The sequence below is a fragment of the Kitasatospora sp. NPDC058218 genome, assembly GCF_042882445.1.
Lineage (GTDB): Bacteria > Actinomycetota > Actinomycetes > Streptomycetales > Streptomycetaceae > Kitasatospora.
Genome location: NZ_JBHVWC010000009.1, coordinates 63,616 through 80,863, shown reverse-complemented (window position 1 = coordinate 80,863; position 17,248 = coordinate 63,616). Strand labels below are relative to the sequence as shown.

15 protein-coding genes are annotated in these 17,248 nt (G+C 73.9%); 3 read left to right on the top strand and 12 right to left on the bottom strand.

What is annotated here, in order from left to right; translation table 11 throughout:
* Window positions 1-10 precede the first annotated feature (10 nt).
* The 8 genes from ACFVYI_RS07870 to ACFVYI_RS07835 are packed head-to-tail and all read right to left on the bottom strand — an operon-like array spanning window position 11 to window position 6,900.
* The gene (locus tag ACFVYI_RS07870) at window positions 11-2,056 is read right to left on the bottom strand and encodes an NADH-quinone oxidoreductase subunit L (protein ID WP_387882267.1); all 2,046 of its coding nucleotides are present in this window, start codon (window positions 2,054-2,056) and stop codon (window positions 11-13) included.
* Window positions 2,053-2,424 carry an NADH-quinone oxidoreductase subunit NuoK gene (gene nuoK, locus ACFVYI_RS07865; protein WP_387882266.1) on the bottom strand — a complete coding sequence of 124 codons (372 nt, stop codon included), beginning with the start codon at window positions 2,422-2,424 and terminating at the stop codon, window positions 2,053-2,055. Before nuoK ends, ACFVYI_RS07870 begins: the two co-directional genes overlap by 4 nt.
* Complete coding sequence (locus ACFVYI_RS07860; RefSeq protein ID WP_387882265.1) at window positions 2,424-3,143, bottom strand: NADH-quinone oxidoreductase subunit J; 720 nt, start codon at window positions 3,141-3,143, stop codon at window positions 2,424-2,426. The genes nuoK and ACFVYI_RS07860 overlap by 1 nt, the downstream gene beginning before the upstream one ends.
* Window positions 3,140-3,691 (bottom strand): NuoI/complex I 23 kDa subunit family protein, encoded by a 552-nt coding sequence (locus tag ACFVYI_RS07855; RefSeq protein ID WP_387882264.1) that lies wholly within the window; start codon window positions 3,689-3,691, stop codon window positions 3,140-3,142. The genes ACFVYI_RS07860 and ACFVYI_RS07855 overlap by 4 nt, the downstream gene beginning before the upstream one ends.
* Entirely contained in the window at window positions 3,688-4,641 is a 954-nt protein-coding gene (locus ACFVYI_RS07850; RefSeq protein WP_387882347.1) for an NADH-quinone oxidoreductase subunit H, read from the bottom strand. Before ACFVYI_RS07850 ends, ACFVYI_RS07855 begins: the two co-directional genes overlap by 4 nt.
* Before the next feature lie 2 nt (window positions 4,642-4,643).
* Entirely contained in the window at window positions 4,644-5,852 is a 1,209-nt protein-coding gene (locus tag ACFVYI_RS07845; protein ID WP_387882263.1) for an NADH-quinone oxidoreductase subunit C, read from the bottom strand.
* Window positions 5,849-6,493: an NADH-quinone oxidoreductase subunit B gene (locus tag ACFVYI_RS07840; protein WP_387882262.1), complete on the bottom strand. Its 645-nt coding sequence runs from the start codon at window positions 6,491-6,493 to the stop codon at window positions 5,849-5,851. The genes ACFVYI_RS07845 and ACFVYI_RS07840 overlap by 4 nt, the downstream gene beginning before the upstream one ends.
* Window positions 6,484-6,900: an NADH-quinone oxidoreductase subunit A gene (locus ACFVYI_RS07835; RefSeq protein WP_387882261.1), complete on the bottom strand. Its 417-nt coding sequence runs from the start codon at window positions 6,898-6,900 to the stop codon at window positions 6,484-6,486. Before ACFVYI_RS07835 ends, ACFVYI_RS07840 begins: the two co-directional genes overlap by 10 nt.
* Before the next feature lie 402 nt (window positions 6,901-7,302).
* Here ACFVYI_RS07835 and ACFVYI_RS07830 point away from each other — a divergent pair, with 402 nt between their 5' ends.
* A complete protein-coding gene (locus ACFVYI_RS07830) occupies window positions 7,303-8,442 on the top strand; it encodes a sensor histidine kinase (protein WP_387882346.1) in 1,140 nt (379 codons plus the stop codon).
* A 182-nt stretch (window positions 8,443-8,624) separates the two neighbouring features.
* Here the strand turns inward: ACFVYI_RS07830 and ACFVYI_RS07825 are convergent, their stop codons facing one another.
* Window positions 8,625-9,788 (bottom strand): S1C family serine protease, encoded by a 1,164-nt coding sequence (locus ACFVYI_RS07825; protein ID WP_387882260.1) that lies wholly within the window; start codon window positions 9,786-9,788, stop codon window positions 8,625-8,627.
* A 204-nt stretch (window positions 9,789-9,992) separates the two neighbouring features.
* On the opposite strand from ACFVYI_RS07825, the gene galE reads away from it, so the two are divergent.
* Window positions 9,993-10,994 (top strand): UDP-glucose 4-epimerase GalE, encoded by a 1,002-nt coding sequence (galE, locus tag ACFVYI_RS07820; protein WP_387882259.1) that lies wholly within the window; start codon window positions 9,993-9,995, stop codon window positions 10,992-10,994.
* A 24-nt stretch (window positions 10,995-11,018) separates the two neighbouring features.
* Here galE and ACFVYI_RS07815 read toward each other — a convergent pair whose 3' ends face one another.
* Complete coding sequence (locus ACFVYI_RS07815) at window positions 11,019-13,430, bottom strand: PQQ-binding-like beta-propeller repeat protein (protein WP_387882258.1); 2,412 nt, start codon at window positions 13,428-13,430, stop codon at window positions 11,019-11,021.
* A 427-nt stretch (window positions 13,431-13,857) separates the two neighbouring features.
* Between ACFVYI_RS07815 and ACFVYI_RS07810 the strand changes: the two genes are divergently transcribed.
* Complete coding sequence (locus ACFVYI_RS07810; RefSeq protein WP_380571712.1) at window positions 13,858-14,505, top strand: TetR family transcriptional regulator; 648 nt, start codon at window positions 13,858-13,860, stop codon at window positions 14,503-14,505.
* 280 nt (window positions 14,506-14,785) lie between these two features.
* Here the strand turns inward: ACFVYI_RS07810 and ACFVYI_RS07805 are convergent, their stop codons facing one another.
* Together ACFVYI_RS07805 and ACFVYI_RS07800 are read right to left on the bottom strand one after the other, a co-directional pair.
* The gene (locus tag ACFVYI_RS07805) at window positions 14,786-15,730 is read right to left on the bottom strand and encodes a beta-ketoacyl-ACP synthase III (protein ID WP_387882257.1); all 945 of its coding nucleotides are present in this window, start codon (window positions 15,728-15,730) and stop codon (window positions 14,786-14,788) included.
* Window positions 15,731-15,848: 118 nt separating this feature from the next.
* Window positions 15,849-17,213 (bottom strand): L,D-transpeptidase family protein, encoded by a 1,365-nt coding sequence (locus tag ACFVYI_RS07800; RefSeq protein ID WP_387882256.1) that lies wholly within the window; start codon window positions 17,211-17,213, stop codon window positions 15,849-15,851.
* Between the last annotated feature and the right edge of the window lie 35 nt (window positions 17,214-17,248).

Below are 17,248 nucleotides of genomic sequence, written 5' to 3'. Positions count from 1 at the left end.
GTCCATCCGGCTACACCGCCACCAGGACGGCCAGCAGGACGACGCCGGCGAGCAGCGCGCTGAGGTAGGTCTGCGCGTTCCCGGTCTGGGCGAGCCGGACGGCCCGGCCGAGCAGGTTGGCCCCGGTCCCGGCGCCGCGCACGTACGTCTCGACGACCTCGCGGTCGAGGAAGCGGACCAGTCGCGCGGCGGCGACCACCGGCCGGACGAACAGCGCGCTGTAGAGCCGGTCGACGCCGAAGCCGTGCCGGGCCGGGCCGAACAGCGGGCCGAGCAGGGTGCGCCCGGGGTCGGCGACGATCACCTCGGCGGCCGGGGCGCCGGCCTGCTCGGGCACCCGGCCCGCCGGGGCCGGGGCCGGGGCGCCGGCGCCGAGCCGCGCGGTGGCGGAGCGCCAGGCCCCGTACGCCAGCAGCGCGCCGACCACGGCGAGGCCGGTGCCGGTCACGGCGGTGACGGCCGAGGGCCGCAGCGAGCCGCCGTCCAGCAGTGCGGGCAGCCAGTCCGAACGCAGGCTGGTCACGCCGAAGGCCATGGTCGGGATCGCCAGCACCCAGAGCGGCCAGCGCATCGCCGGCGGCTCGGCGGTGGCCGGGTCGGCCTCGTCCGGCTCGGGCGAGTACGGCGCGCCGGCCTCGTGGTCCGGCAGCGCGACGGGCGCACCGGCGGCCGCGGCGGCACCGGAGGCGGCCGGGCTGTGGAAGGCCACCAGGAACAGCCGCGCCGCGTACGCCGCGGTGAGCAGGGCGGTGAGCGCGGCCGAGATCAGGACGATCCAGCCGGCCGCCTGCGGCACCGCCGAGGCCGGGCCGACGCCGTTGGTCAGCGCGTCGCCGTTGGCGGCGTGCTCGGCGGCGGTCAGCACCGCCTCCTTGCTGAAGAAGCCGGAGAACGGCGGCAGCCCGATCAGGGCGACGAGCGCGATGCCCATCGTCCAGTAGGCGTCCGGCACCCGCTTGCGCAGCCCCGGCGTCCGCGACATCACGGAGATCGAGTTGGTGTGCGCGGCGTGGATCACCACACCGGCCGCGAGGAACAGCAGCGCCTTGAACGCGCCGTGGCTGACCAGGTGGAAGACGGAGGCCTCACGGTCGCCGCTGGCGAGCGCGCCGGCCATGTAGCCGAGCTGCCCGACGGTCGAGTAGGCGAGCACCCGCTTCAGGTCGTCCTGGGCGAGCGCGCAGAGCGCCGAGCCGACCATCGTCACGGCGGCCATCACCGCGAGCACCACCAGCGCCGCACCGGAGAGCAGGAAGACCGGCAGCAGCCGGGCGACCAGGTAGATGCCGGCCGCGACCATGGTGGCGGCGTGGATCAGCGCGGAGACCGGCGTCGGGCCCGCCATCGCGTCCGGGAGCCAGGTGTGCAGCGGGAACTGCGCGCTCTTGCCGGCCACGCCGGCGAGCAGCAGCAGCGCGATCAGCGTCGGGTGGCCGAGCCGCCCCTCGCCGGCGGCGGCCAGGACGTCCGACACCCGGAAGCTGCCGGCGTCGGCGCCGAGCAGGAAGATGCCGAACAGGAACGGCACGTCGCCGAGCTTGGTGACCAGGAAGGCCTTCAGCGAGGCCGAACGGGCGTCGGCGCTCTCCCAGTGGTGGCCGATCAGGAAGTACGAGCAGATGCCCATGACCTCCCAGCCGACCAGCAGGACGATCAGGTCGCCCGAGTAGACGACCAGGAACATCGCCGCCGTGAACAGCGAGACCAGCGCCGCGTACGAGGGGTAGCGCGGGTCGTCCTTGAGGTAGGCGGTCGAGTAGACCTGCACGCAGGTGGCGACCAGGCCGACCAGCACGGAGATCAGCGAGCTGTAGCCGTCCAGGTAGAAGCCGAGCGTGATCTCCGGCCCGCCGGTCGGGGTGAGCCGGGTGGCACTCTCCAGCACCTGCCCGGTGCCCAGCTGGAGGGCGACGACCAGGGCGAGCACGGCCGAGACGGCGACCGGCACGATCGCCAGCGGCCGGGCCAGGCCGGGGGCGCGCTTGCCGACCGCCAGGGTGGCGGCCGCCCCGAGCGCGGGCAGGGTGGGGACGAGTGCGGGCAGGGCGAGGTTCATGCGGCGGCCTGGCCCTTCAGCGCCTCGGCGCCGACCGGCGCCTCCTCGGCGGCGGACTCGGCGGGATCACCGAGCGCGGTGGCCCGGTCGACGTCCGCGGTGCCCCGGGCCCGGAACAGCAGCAGGACGATGGCGAGCCCGAGACCGATCTCGGCGGCGGCGATGGTGATGGTGAACAGGGTGAGCGCCTGGCCGGCGTGCAGGGAGTCCCGCAGCCAGGCGTCGAAGGCGACGAGGTTGAGGTTGACGGCGTTGAGCATCAGCTCGACGGACATCAGCACCAGGACGACGTTGCGCCGGGCGAGCACGCCGTACACGCCGACGCTGAACAGCAGCGCGGCGAGCACGACGGGGTAGGCGAGATGCATCAGCTCTCCTCCGCCGAGGTCGTCGGATCCGCCGAGGTCGTCGAAGCGGGAGCGACGGGAGCGGCGGCCGGGGCCTTCGGGGCGGTGGCGGCGACCGTCCCGTTGGAGCCCACCGGCCGACCCGCACGCAGCCTGCCGGCCCGGGGCGGCGGCACCCGCCGCCCGGCCCCGCGCGACAGCACGATCGCGCCGACCAGGGCGGCCAGCAGCAGCACCGAGAGCGCCTCGAAGGGCAGCACCCACGTCCGGAACAGGCTGGTTCCCGTCGCCTGCGCCGAGCCGCCGCCCGCGCCGAGGTCGATCCAGGAGGTCCGGAAGGCGTCCACGACCAGCGTCACCAGCGTCCCGGCGGAGGCCAGCGCCACCACCAGGGCGACCCAGCGGTTGCCCGAGTCGGCGTCCGGCGAGCGCCCGATCGGCGCCCGGGTGAGCATCAGTCCGAACAGCACCAGCACGACCACCGAGCCGAGGTAGATCAGCACCTGCACCCAGGCGATGAACTCGGCGGTGAGCAGCAGGAACTCCACCGCCAGCCCGCCGAGCGCGACCACCAGCCAGAGCGCGGCGTGCACCAGCTGCTTGGTGGTGACGGCCACCACGGCCGACCCCACCACGGCGACACCGACCAACAGGAAGACGATCTCGACCCCGGTCGGGGAGAGGAACGAGCGGGCGGCCGGGTCCAACGACCCGGCCGCGGTCAGCAGGGCGGCACTCATTGCGGGTCACCCTCCTCCTGCGCCGCCGCGGCGGCGGCCAGCTTGTCCGCCGCCTTGCGCGCGGTGGCGATCTCCTTCGGCTCCTCGGCCGCCGGGTCCAGCGCCGGCGGCGCCGGCACCGTCCACATCCACTCGCGGAGCTTGTCCCGCTCGTGGGTCAGCTCCAGGATGTCGGTCTCCGCGTACTCGAACTCCGGCGACCAGAACAGCGCGTCGAAGGGGCAGACCTCGATGCAGATCCCGCAGTACATGCAGAGCGAGAAGTCGATGGCGAACCGGTCCAGCACGTTGCGGGTGCGGGCACGGGCGTTCGGATCGGCGGCCGGCAGCGTCTCCTTGTGGGAGTCGATGTAGATGCACCAGTCCGGGCACTCGCGGGCGCAGAGCATGCAGACCGTGCAGTTCTCCTCCAGCAGCGCGATCACCCCGCGCGAGCGCGGCGGCAGCGCGGGCTGCACCTCGGGGTACTGCGCGGTGATGCTCTTCTTCGTCATCGTCCGCAGGGTGACGGCCAGGCCCTTGGCCAGACCGGAGCCCGGAAAGCTCATGAGATCGCCACCTTGATGATGCCGGTGAGGGCGAGCTGGACGAGGGCGAGCGGGATCAGCACGATCCACGCGAAGCGCATCAGCTGGTCCTCCCGCAGCCGCGGGTAGGTGACCCGAATCCAGATCACCACGAAGGCCAGCGCGAAGGTCTTCAGGATCGTCCAGAGCCAGCCGAGCTCGTCCGGCAGCGGGCCGTGCCAGCCGCCCAGGAAGAGCACCGCGGTCAGCCCGGAGACCACCAGGATCCCGGCGTACTCGGAGAGCAGGAAGAGCGCGAAGCGCAGCCCGGTGTACTCGGTGTACGCGCCGAAGATGATCTCCGAGTCGGCCACCGGCATGTCGAACGGCGGGCGCTGCAGCTCGGCCAGGCCCGCGGTGAAGAAGACGAAGGCGCCGATGATCTGCCACGGGATCCAGTACCACTGCCAGGCGTCCAGGATCCCCGGCAGCGAGAGCGTGCCGGCCGCCATCGCCACGGAGGCGGCGGCGAGCACCATCGGCAGCTCGTAGGACATCAGCTGGGCGGCCGTGCGCAGACCGCCGAGCAGCGAGAACTTGTTCGCCGAGGCCCAGCCGGCCATCAGCTTGCCGATCACGCCGACGCCCATCACGGCCAGCACGAAGAAGAGTCCGGCGTCGACCGCCTGGCCGACGAAGCCGTCCGGCCCGACCGGGATGGCGAGCAGTACGAACAGGTAGGGCAGCAGCGAGACGGCGGGCGCCAGCTGGAAGATCCTCCGGTCCGCCCCGGCCGGGACGATGTCCTCCTTCTGCGCGAACTTCACGCCGTCGGCGACGAGCTGCGCCCAGCCGTGGAAGCCGCCGGCGTACATCGGGCCGAGCCGGCCCTGCATGTGCGCCATCACCTTGTGCTCGGTCTGGCCGATGATCAGGGGGAAGGTGAGGAAGGCGACGAGCGCGGCGACGCAGCGCAGCAGCGTGTCGAGCAGGTTCACGTGCTGTCTCCGTCCTGGTCGGCCGGGCCGGCCGACGTCTCCTTCGTCCCGTCCTTCTCGTGCTTGCCGTCCTCGCGCTCGGCCGCCCCACCGGAGGCGGCCGCCTCCTCGGACGTACCGGCCCCGGGCGCAGCGGCCTCGGGCGCAGCACCGGTCCCGGGCGCAGCGGCGCCCTCGGACGCGTCGCCCGCACCCGTCGCGGGCCCGTGCGCGGGCACCGGCGCGTGCCAGGGCGCGTCCGCGGACTGCGTCCGGGCCGGCGCCGCACGCTCGGGCTTCGGTTCGGTGGAGTCCTCGGCGGAGTCCTCGGTGGCCGGGCCGCTCGCCGGAGCCCCGGCGGGGGGCTGGCTCGCCGAGCCGTCCGTGACCGACCTGGTCCGCCGGGGCCGGTCCGTCCGCACCGGCGGACGCACCGCCTCGGCGGCAGCCGCGCCCTCGGCGGCGGCGGTCTCCTCGGCAACGGCTGGGGTCTCCTCGGCCTGGCTCACCGAGCCCGCGTCGACCGACCTGGTCCGTCGGGGCCGGTCCGCCCGGACGGCGGGCCCGCCCTCGGCCGCCGCACCCGCACCCGCACGAGGTGTCCGGGCGGCCGCGCCGGCCGCCCGCGCACCACGCGCGGGCCGCTCGGCCACCGGCGGCAGGGTGCCCTTGAGCGGGCCCCACTCGTTCGGGTCCGGGACGCCGGGCGGCTGCATCTTGCGCCGCGCCGGCCCGTCGCCGTGGTCGGACTCGCCGGGCTCCTTGGCGCCCGGCCAGGCCTTGGCGACCCGGGCCGCGAGCACGAACTCCTTGCGCAGCGGGTACCCCTCGAAGCCGTCCGGCAGCAGCAGGGTGGCCAGGTAGGGGTGTCCGGGGAAGTCGATGCCGAACATCTCGTGCGTCTCGCGCTCGTGCCAGGCCGCGCCCGCGTACACCTCGACGGCGGTCGGCAGCGCGGCCCCGTCGCGCGCCACCTTGGTGCGCAGCGCGAGGTGGCGCACCCCGGGCGCGTCCGCGGCGGCCAGGTGGGCGAGCACCGAGAAGCCCTCGGCCAGCTCGTCGACGGCGCTCAGCCAGTCGAAGAACCGCAGGCCCAGCACGTCCCGGGCCGCGGTGAGCGCCTCGATCCAGTGTTCGGCGGGCACGTCGACGGTGACCAGCCCGTACGCCTCGGCGCCGGTGGCCCACTCGCCGACCGACGCCGCGTACTGCTCGGCGGTGCTCACGAGACGCCTCCTTCGGCAGGACCGGGCCCGGCGACCAGCGGGCGGCGCAGCGCGCTCGCGGGCGCCGCGTACCGGCCGGGCAGCGACTCGGCGGCGATCTTCTCCTGGAGCTTGAGGATCCCCTGGAGCAGTGCCTCCGGCCGGGGCGGGCAGCCGGGCACGTAGACGTCGACCGGGATGATCTGGTCGACGCCCTTGGTGACGGAGTAGGAGTCCCAGTAGGGGCCGCCGGAGTTGGAGCAGGCGCCGAAGGAGATGACGTACTTCGGCTCGGGCATCTGCTCGTAGAGGCGCTTCACGGCGGGCGCCATCTTGTCGGTCACCGTTCCCGAGACGATCATCAGATCGGCCTGACGGGGCCCCGGCGCGAACGGAATGACACCCATCCGGATGAAGTCGTGCTTGGCCATGGACGCGGCGATGAACTCGATCGCGCAGCAGGCCAGGCCGAAGTTGAAGCACCAGAGGCTGTAGCGGCGGCCCCAGTTCAGGACGACCTTGACCGGGTCCGGCGCGAGCCGGGCCAGCGGGCCGAGGCTGCTCCGCTCGACGGCGCCGCCGGGGCGCGACGGGTCCGGCAGGCCGAGCGGGACCGGGCCCGCGGCGCCGTGCCCGTGCGAGTGGTGGGGGGTCACGTCCATTCCAGAACGCCCTTCTTCCAGGCGTAGAGCAGCCCGACCGCGAGGAAGCCGATGAAGACGAACATCTCGATCAGCGTCCCGGCGCCGTACCCGGCGGAGGCGAAGACGGTCGCCCACGGGAACAGGTAGATCGCGTCGACCGCGAAGATCACGTACAGGAAGGCGTAGACGTAGTAGCGGACCTGGGTGTGCGCCCAGTCCTCCCCCACCGGGTCCACGCCGCACTCGTAGGCGAGGAGTTTCTCCGGCGAGTACACCACCGGCCGCAGGAGCCGGTTGGCGGTGAACGCCACGGCGACGAAGAGCACGCCGACGACGGCGAGCAGGCCCATCGCGGCGTACGCGTCGAAGTAGCCGCTGCCGACCGCCGGGTCGGCCGCGACGGCAGCTGTCGGCTGCCCCTCCATGCCCCTCGCCTCCACATCGCCTGTGAAAACCGCCCTCAAGGCAGTTCTACGACGTTTCTCTACACGGTCATAACCATCGCCAATGCGTGAGTCTAAGTGCACGGCCGTGGAGCACCACATCCCGCCCGATCCGCAAGACGGCCGGTGGACAAGCGGCGGACGGCCCGCGGTCGGCCCGCGGACACCCCGGCACCCACCCGCCGCCCCGGGGGTGGGGATAACCCCCGCCCGGGAAGACGGATCACCCCCATGGCCGCGCGCCGCCCCCACCAGGGAAGCTTGGACCACCAGCTCGACCCCGAGGGACGGTAGATCCACATGAAGCCTCTGCACCGCCGCGCCGCGGATGCCATCAAGGAGCAGGACGCGCGCACCGAACGCGCCCCGCTGTACGGCGCGCGGATGTGGCGGCAGGCCGGGCAGCTGCTGCTCAACCTGCCGCTCGGCATCGCGGGGTTCGTCTTCACCGTCGTCCTGCTCTCGGTCGGGCTGGCGCTCTCCATCACCGTGATCGGTCTGCCGCTGCTGGCCGCCGGGCTGGCCGGCTGCCGGGGCCTGGGCTGGTTCGCCCGCCGCCGGGCCCGCTCGGTGCTCGGCTCCGAGGTGCACGAGCCGGAGCCGGTGCGCCGGGCGCGACCGGGCATCACCGGCTACGCGATCTCCTACCTCACCGACCCGCTGAGCTGGCGCTCGGCCCTCTACAACGTGCTGCTGCTGCCCTGGGGCCTGCTGAGCTTCGCGGTGACGCTGATCTGCGTGATCGTCGGCTGGCCGGTGCTGCCCTGGGTGGTCCGCTTCCAGGCGGCGATCGACCGGATGCTGGTGGAGACCCTGCTCTACCCGGGCGCGCTCTCCGAGCGGGTGCGCGAACTGGAGGACGACCGCGGCACCGTGGTCGACACCGCCGCCGCCGACCTGCGCCGGATCGAGCGCGACCTGCACGACGGCGCCCAGGCCCGGCTGGTGGCACTGGCGATGGACCTCGGCATGGCCAAGGAGAAGCTGATCGACACCGAGACGCCCGAGGACGTGGCGGCCGCGGCGAAGATGGTCGGCGCCGCGCACGGCGAGGTGAAGCTGGCCCTGCAGGAGCTGCGCGACCTGGCCCGGGGCATCCACCCGGCGGTGCTCACCGACCGCGGACTGGACGCCGCGCTCTCCGCGGTGGCCGCCCGCTGCACGGTGCCGGACGGGGTCAAGGTGCACGTCGAGCTGACGGCCGCGGACGGCACGGTGCAGCGCCCGGACTCGGCGGTCGAGGGCATCGCCTACTTCACCGTCAGCGAGCTGCTGACCAACGTCTCGAAGCACGCCGGCGCCCGCTCCGCCACGGTGGACGTCTGGCGGGCCGCCGACCAGCTGATGCTGCTGGTCCGGGACGACGGCAAGGGCGGCGCGGCCCCCTACCCGGGCAGCGGTCTGGCCGGACTGGCCGAGCGGATCCGGGCCGTGGACGGGGTGTTCCTGGTGGAGAGCCCGTACGGCGGGCCGACCACGGTGACCGTCGAGCTCCCCTGGCGCACCCGCGCCGCCCGTCGCTGACCCCGGCCCCCGGTCCCTCCTTCCCCACCACCCCCGACGCACCAGCGGGCCGGGACTTCGTCGAGGCGGTCGACGAAGTCCCGGCCCGCTCCCGTACGCCGACCGCCCGCGAACCCTTGCGCGGTGTGCGGGCTGCCGCCGCCGGGGATCCGGGGGTCCGGGAGGACCGGGGATCCGGCAGGTTAGGGGGTTTCCAGGGTCCCGAGGGTGACCTCGGCGGTCTTGCTCTGGCCGTCCCGGGTGTAGGTGACGGTCGTCTTGGCACCCGGGGTGAGCGAGGCGAGCGCACTGGTCAGCGAGTTCAGCGAGTCGACGGTGGCGTCGCCGATCTTGGTGATCACGTCGCCGGGCTGGATCCCCGCCGCGTCGGCCGGACCGCCCGCGCTGACGGCGACCACGACCGCCCCGGCCGGGTGGAAGTCCTGGTCGAAGTACGTCCGGGCGGTGATCCCGAGTGCGGCCCGGCCGGAGTTGGTGACCTTGCCGTCCTTGATCAGCTGGTCGGCGATGCCCGTGACGGTGGACGCCGGGATGGCGAACCCGATCCCGGGCGCGGCGGCGCCGTTGGCCTCGGGCTCGGTGGCGGCGAGCGTGTTGATGCCGATCACCTGGCTGTTCAGGTTGACCAGCGCGCCACCGCTGTTGCCCGGATTGATCGCCGCCGAGGTCTGCACCATGTTGCCGATGGTGGCGCCCGGCGAGCCGCCGCCCTGGGGCTCGGAGACGGTCCGGCCGGTGGCCGAGACGATGCCCTGGGTGACGCTGCTGGACAGGCCCAGCGGGCTGCCCATCGCCAGGGTGATCTGACCCAGCTCGACCTTGGCGGAGTCCCCGAAGACGGCCGGCTTGAGGCCGCTCGGCGGGCTGGTCAGCCTGATCACCGCGAGGTCGGACTCCGGGTAGCCGGCGACCAGCGTGGCGTCCAGGGCCTTGGTGCTGTTGGCCAGGGTGACGCTGAAGGTGGTGGCGCTGCCGACCACGTGGGCGTTGGTGACGATGTCACCCTTGTTGTCGTAGACGATCCCGGAGCCGAGGCCGGTCGCGGTGGTGATCTGCACCACCGAGGGCAGCACGTCGGCGATGACCTTCTGGTAGGCGTCCTGGAGCTGGTTGCCGCTGGCCGGCCGGGCGGACGAGGACGAGGAGGCGCCGGTGGTGGTGGCGGTGGACGAGGAGGACGACGACCCGCTGCTGCACCCCGCCACCGCCAGCGCGGTCAGCGCGGCGACCGCCCCGGGCGCGAGCAGCCGCCCGCCGAACACCCGGGGCCCGGTGGGGCGCGGCCCGGCCGGGAGCGGGCGAGTGGGTTCCTTCTTGCGGTTCACCTGGGCTGCCTCCGATTCCATCGGCCGTACGGGGGCCATCGCGATCCGCGCGGGCCACCGCGATCCGTGCGGGCCCACCGACATCCGTCCGGGCCCGCCGGGATCCGCACGGGCCCACCTAGAGCACAGAGATGTTTGTCAGCATTTCACCGATATGCCCGAATCATCGCCCCGACGCGCCCGCCACCGGGGACGGGCTGCCGACAGGCCCTTAGGATTCAGCCCATGACTTGGTTGCTCACCGGTGGTGCCGGATACATCGGCAGGCACGTGGCGCACCAGCTGGTCGAGGCCGGCGAGCAGGTGGCGGTGCTGGACGACCTGAGCACCGGCGACCGCGCCCGGCTGCCGCACGGAGTCACCCTGGTCGAGGGCTCCACCCTGGACCGCGCCGCCCTGGACGAAGCCCTGCGGACCCACGCCGTCCGGGGCGTCCTGCACTTCGCCGCGCGGAAGAGGGTCGGGGAGTCGGTCGAGCGGCCCCTCTACTACTACCGCGAGAACCTCACCGGCCTGCAGACCGTGCTGGAGGCCGTCGCCGAGGCCGGGGTGAAGCGCTTCCTCTTCTCCTCCTCCGCCGCCGTCTACGGCATGCCCGACGTCGAGCTGGTCACCGAGGCGACCCCCTGCGCCCCGATGAACCCCTACGGCGAGACCAAGCTGGCCGGCGAGTGGCTGGTCGCCTCGGCCGGCCGGGCCCACGGCATCTCCACCGTCGCGCTGCGCTACTTCAACGTGGCCGGCGCCGCCTCGCCCGAGCTCTCCGACGAGGGCGCCTTCAACCTGATCCCGATGGTCTTCGAGCGGCTCACCGCCGGCCGCGCCCCGCTGGTCTTCGGTGCCGACTACCCCACCCCGGACGGCACCTGCGTCCGCGACTTCATCCACGTCTCCGACATCGCCTCGGCGCACGTGGCGGCCGCCCGGCGGCTGGCCGCCGACCCGCCCGGCGAGACCTCGATGGTCCTCAACATCGGCCGCGGCGAGGGCGTCAGCGTCCAGGAGATGCTGGCCGTGATCGGCCGGGTCACCGGCTACGACACCACCGCCGAGGTCACCCCGCGCCGCCCGGGCGACCCGGCCCGGGTGGTCGCCTCCGCCGAGCTGATCCACCGCGAGCTGGGCTGGAGCGCCCGGTACGGGGTCGAGGAGATGGTCGCCTCGGCCTGGGAGGGCTGGTGCGCCCGGCACCCGCGGGCCCGCCGCCCCGCGACCCGCTGGCGGTAGCACCGCCCGCGGGCCGCCGGACCGTCAGTGCGAGGGCACCGCCGTGCCGTAGAAGGCGTCCAGCGCGTAGACGCAGCGGTCCTTGCTGCCGACGAAGACCCGCCCGCCGACCGCCACCGGCGAGCCGGTCAGCTCGCCCTTGGTCCCGAGCTCCCACCGCAGCTGTCCGCTCGCCAGGTCCAGGGTGTGCAGCGAGTGGTCCCGGCTGCCCAGGTGGACCAGGCCGTCGGCGACCGCCGGGGAGCCGACGATCTCGCCCCGCGCCGTGTACCGCCAGCGCTCCCGGCCGGTGGCCGCCTCGAACGCGTACAGCACGTCGCCGCTGCCGACCAGCACCATGCCGTCCCCGACGACCACCGGCTCGGCACCCTGCCGGTTGCCGGTGGCGCCGCGCCAGCGGTCCCGGCCGGTCACCGCGTCCAGCGCGTAGACCGTGCCGAGGTAGTCGGCGACGTACACCGCGTCCGCGTCCAGCGCGGGCGGGGTGAAGAGCACCACCGGGGCCTCGAACCGCCAGCGCTCGGCACCGCTGGCCGCGTCCAGCGCGTACACCCGGGTACCGGCCGTCACGTACAGCACGCCGGCCCGCTCGGCCGGGCGGGAGGGCACGTCCTCGCCGACCGGGAAGGACCAGCGCAGGCCCGCGCCGCGCGGGTCGACGCAGCGCAGCCGCCCGCCGCCGTAGTAGTACGCGGCGCCGCCCACCAGGGCCGGGCCGGACTGCGGGTTCTCGTAGTCCTGCTGGGCGTCGTCGGCCCGCCAGAGCTCGGCGCCGCCGGCGGCCGAGCGCAGCTGGACCCCGCCGCCCCGGACGCCGCAGCAGAGCACGCCGTCGGCGGCGTCCAGCGAGTAGACCCAGCCGTCCAGCGAGTTGCGCCAGCGCTCGGTGCCGTCCGCGACGTCCACCGTGTACAGGTGCGGGCCGTCGGCGGCGTGCACCCGGCCGGCGTCCACCGCGAGCGCCCAGGCGACGTCCCTGGTCTTGTAGCGGCGCTGCCCGGAGGCCACGTCGAGGGCGTGCACCTCGAAGCTGGAGACGAAGAGCGTGCCGTCCGCGACCACCGGGGTGCCCCAGACGTCGTTGGACATCCGGAACCGCCAGGGGCGCCAGCGGGCGGCCTGGAGCGGCGGCGGGGTGGCCCGGCGGACCCAGTCCGTCTCGGCGGGCGCGGCGCCCGGCCCGGCCTGCTCGGCGCGCGGCCCCGGGCCTATCCGCACCGAGGCACCGGGCAGCCGCACCTCGGCGGCGCTCTCCCCGGTGACCGGGGCGCGGTGGCGCCGGGGGGCGGAGATCTTCTCGGTGGCCGCCTCGGTGTCCGGTCCGGGCGGCGCCGGCAGGGCGTGCACCGGGCCGGGCGCGGGCGCCGCGTACCGCTCGGCGGGGTGCCGGGTGCGCGGGTCCTCGTGGCCGGGGCGCGGTGGCGGGAGCGGCTGCGGTTGCTGCTGCTGGTGCGGCACGTGCTGCGGCGGGGCCGGCTGCGGCGGCACGCTCGGACCGGGCACCGGCGGGGCCGGGGCCGGCGCCGGCAGGGGCGCCGGGACCTGGCGGCGGCCGCGCTTGCGCTCGATCAGCTCCAGCGCGTTGGCGGGCAGCCAGTCCCCCGCCTCGCCCGAGGCGTCGTCCCGGGAGAACAGGTGCGGGGCCAGCTCGGCCTGGATCTGCGCCGGGGAGGGCCGGTGCTCGGGGGAGGGCCGCATGCAGGCGCGCACCAGGTCCACCAGCTCGGCCGGCAGGCCGGAGAGGTCGGGCTGGTCGCGCAGCAGCTGGAACACCGTCTCGACCGGGTTGGCGCCCCGGTACGGCGGGTGGCCGGTGGCGCAGAAGACCAGCAGCGAACCGAGCGAGAAGACGTCGCTGGCGCCGGTCACGCCGCGACTGTCCCGGGCCTGCTCGGGCGACATGTACGCCGGGGTGCCGACCGCGACGTTGGTCATGGTGAGCCGGGTGCTGGAGACACCGGCGGCGATACCGAAGTCGATCACCCGCGGACCGTCCTCGACCACCAGCACGTTGGAGGGCTTGAGGTCGCGGTGGACCAGCCCGGCCGCGTGGATGGACTGCAGCGCCTCGGCGATACCGGCGACCAGCCAGCGCACCGCCCCCGCCGGCAGCGGCCCGCACTCGGTGACCAGGTCCTCCAGGGACGGCGCCGGGACGTACGCCGTGGCCAGCCAGGGCACCCGGGCGTCGGCGTCGGCGTCGACCACGGCGGCGGTGTAGAACCCGCCGACCGTCTTGGCGGCCGCGATCTCCCGGGCGAAACGGACCCGGAACAGCTCGTCCTCGGCCAGCTCCCCCCGGACGGTCTTGATGGCCACTCGCCGGCCGGACGCGGAGCGCGCCAGGTAGACCAGGCCCATCCCGCCCGCGCCGAGCCGCCCCAGCACCTCGAAGGGCCCGATCCGCCTCGGATCGTGCGCCGTCAGCTGGTCCACTCCGCTGCCACCTCCCCGTTTTCCGCACCCGCCGCGGGGTGCCGGACCCGATTCTCCAATGCCGCCCCGGTCAACTCCAACCTCCCCCGCCCAGAGCCTCCTCGGGGTCACCGTCCGGTCAGTGCCGCCACAACGGCCGGATTCTGACGTCCGCTCCGCCTGCGGCTTGCTCACGAGATGCCCGCAACTCTTTTTCGACCCGGACCGGATCCACCCCGAAGTCGTCACGCTCTGTCACCCGACCACCCCTCAGCGGAGGGGTCGTCACGCTGTGGGGTCATAAGCACACGGGGGGGCTTCAAACGGAGCCTCCGGAGCACGGATGAATATCCGTCCGAAGTCGTTCACGCCCCTATAGCAACCCCCGTGCGGAGTAATAGTCGCATCACCGAATCGCGCCAAGATCGTGCCACGGTAAGCTGACGGCATGACAGGACAAGTTCGCACCGTCGACGGTCGCGTCGCCGGGCGACGCGGACAGGAGACGCGGCAGAAGCTGCTCGACTGCCTCCGCGAGATGCTCAGCACGTCGCCCTATCGGGACGTCAAGGTCATCGACGTCGCCCGTATGGCGGGTACCTCCCCCGCGACCTTCTACCAGTACTTCCCGGATGTCGAGGGCGCTGTCCTCGAAATCGCCGAGGAAATGGCCAAGGACTCCGACACCCTCAAAGAGCTGGTGGCCGGAAAGTCCTGGGCAGGGAAGTCCGGCACGGCCACTTCGGAAGAACTGGTCGACGGATTCCTCGCCTTCTGGCGCAAGAACGACGCCATTCTCCGTGTGGTCACGCTCGGTGCCGCCGAAGGGGACAAGCGGTTCTTCAAGATCCGCATGACAGTCCTCAACGCGGTCGCCAAGCCGCTCACCGAGGCCGTCAAGGAACTCCAGGCGAAGGGCCAGGCCGACAAGTCGCTCGACCCGGCCGCCGTCGCCGGCTCCCTGGTCTCACTGCTCGCCTCGGCGGCCGAGCACCAGAAGGCGTTCACCTCGTGGGGCGTCAAGGTCAAGGACCTGAAGCCCAACCTCGCTCCCCTGGTGTACCTGGGTGTCACCGGCAAGAAGCCGCCCAAGTAGACCGTTCCCGCCTACCCACCCATCCGCTCCGCGCGCAGCCCCGGCCTCCTGTCCGGGGAACGACGGACGGCGGCCGTGTCCTCGGGGGAGGTCCGCCGACGTGCCGCAGCGCGCCAGACATGCCGGTGGGCGGGCACCCGTGCAGGGTGCCCGCCCACCGGCATGTGCGCGTGAGGGGGTGTTCCGGGCCCTCCGGGGGCCGCGGGGTCGGGAGGGGCCGGTCCGGACGCCACAGGGGCGCCCGGGGGCCGTGGGGGCGGTCAGGAGCCGCCCGGGGCGGCTAGGGGCAGCGGACGACCTGGCCGGCGTACGCCAGGCCGCCGCCGAAGCCGAACAGCAGCACCGGGTCGCCGGGCGACAGCTCGCCGCGTTCGACCATCTTGGAGAAGGCCAGCGGGATGGAGGCGGCCGAGGTGTTGCCGGACACCACGACGTCCCGGGCGACCACCGCGTCGGGAGCGCCCAGCTTGGCCGCGATCGCGTCGATGATCCGCAGGTTCGCCTGGTGCGGCACGAAGCCCTTGAGCTCGGACGGGTCGATGCCCGCCTTCTCGCAGGTCCGCCGGGCCAGCGGGGCGATCTGGGTGGTGGCCCAGCGGAACACCGACTGGCCCTGCTGGCTGATCACCGGATCCCAGCCGGTGATCACCACGGCGTCGTTCTTCTCCGGCTCCGAGCCCCAGACCACCGGGCCGATGCCCGGTTCGGCGCCCTCCGCCTGGGCCTCCACCACGGCCGCGCCGGCACCGTCCCCGAAGATCACACAGGTGGTCCGGTCGGTCCAGTCGATGGTGTCCGACATCCGCTCGGCGCCGATCACCAGCGCGCGGCTCGCCGCGCCGGCCCGGATCGCGTGGTCGGCGGTGGCCAGCGCGTACGAGAAGCCCGAACAGACCGTGTTGATGTCGTAGGCGGCCGGCGCGCGCACGCCCAGGCGGGCGGCGACGGCGGCGGCCGTGTTGGGGCTGCGCTCGACCGCGGTGCACGTGGCGACCACGACCAGGTCGATCTCGGCGGCCGAGCGACCGCTGTTGGCCAGCGCCTTCTGGGCCGCCTCGGTGGCCAGGTCGACCAGGGTCTCGCCCTCCGCGATGTGGCGGGTCCGGATCCCGACCCGGCTGCGGATCCACTCGTCGTCGGTGTCGACCAGCACCGCCAGGTCGTCGTTGGTGAGGACCTTGGGGGGCTGGTAGTGACCGAGTGCCACAATGCGCGAACCGCTCATACAGCCACTCAACCGGGTTACCCGCTGGTCAGCGGGGCGCGACCGGCTACAGGATCCGCCCCCGGAAGCTGTAGGAGGCCCACAACGGCCGTTGCGGCGCCTGGGGAGTGGACGACGCTCAGGCGGCCAGTGAGGCTGCGTCGCCCATCACGATGACGGGGTGGGCGGCCGGATCGAGGGTGCGGATCAGCTGGGCCATCTTGTCCTCGGGCACGGAGATGCAGCCGTGCGTCGGACCGCCGTGGTCGACGTGGATCCAGATGCCGCCGCCCTTGGTGGAGCCGCTGGGACGGCGCGGGTCGAGCGGCGAGTTGCCCGGCACCCGGTTGTAGTTGATCGCGACCACGTAGTCGAAGGAACCGGCCAGCTGCTCGCCCGCGAACCCCCTCCCGGAGACCACGAAGTCGGCGTCCTTGTCGTACGGGAGCCGGCTGCCGGGGTCGGCCTTGCGGCCGCCCGCGTCGGTGAGCGAGAAGACGCCGATCGGGCTGCGCAGGTCGCCCTCGTTGTGGTCGGTGGTCCAGCCCTTGTTGGCGTTGTGGCCCTGCCAGGTCTCGCCGGCCAGCCAGCGGCCCTCGGCGGTGCGGGTCCACAGCGTGACGGCGGTCCTGTTGGCGTCCTTGTCCTGACCGGAGGCGAGCACGACCTGGGTGGTCCCGGCCGGTATCTGCGCGGTGAAGGCGGCGCCCAGGCCCGGTATGGCGGCCACCGAGCCGTCGGGGCGGGCCTCGCTGCGGTCGGCGGCGGGAGCCTCGGTGTGCCGGTCGTTCGCGGCCTGGGCGGCCGGCGCGGCCGCGGCCGGGGAGGGCTGGTCCGGGGCGGAGACGCCCTCCGGACCGGGGCCGCCGGCGCTGGTCGCGCCCGGGTTGCCGGCGTCCTGGCCGACGGTGTACCAGCCGGCGGCGGCCGCGAGCAGCAGCGCGGTGCCGGCGGTCACGGCCTTGCCGCCACGCTTCTTCTTGGGCTTGCGCCGGTGACCGCGGGCGGCCGTGCGGGGCCCGACCGCGGGCGCCGCGACCGGGTCGGCCGCGGGCGCCTGGACCGGGGGGCGGGCCTGCGCGGCGGCGAGCGGCGGCGCGGGCTCGGCGGGGTGCGGCTGGAACGGCCGGTCGTAGGCGTCGTAGCCCTCGGCGCCGGGCCGGGCCTGCGGCACGTAGAGGTCCTGGTGGCCCTGCCGGGCCTGCGGCACGTAGCCGTCCTGGTAGCCCTGCGGCGCGTAGAGGTCCTGGTGACCCTGCTGGTCCTGGGGCGCGTAGTGGTCCTGGTGACCCTGGTGGCCGTGGCCCCGGGGGTCGGCGTGCTCCTGCTGCGGGTAGCCGTCGTGGAACGGCTGGTTCGGGTGGGTGCCGGCCGGCGCGGAGGCGTCCCAGCCCTGGTGCGACGGCTGCTCGTAGACCCCGTAGGACTGCTGCGGCCCCTCGTACACCGGCTCGTGCATCGACTCGTACGGCGGGTACGTGGTGGCGCGATGGGAACCGGACATGGCGCTGATCCTGCCAAACCCGGGGCCGGTTGGGA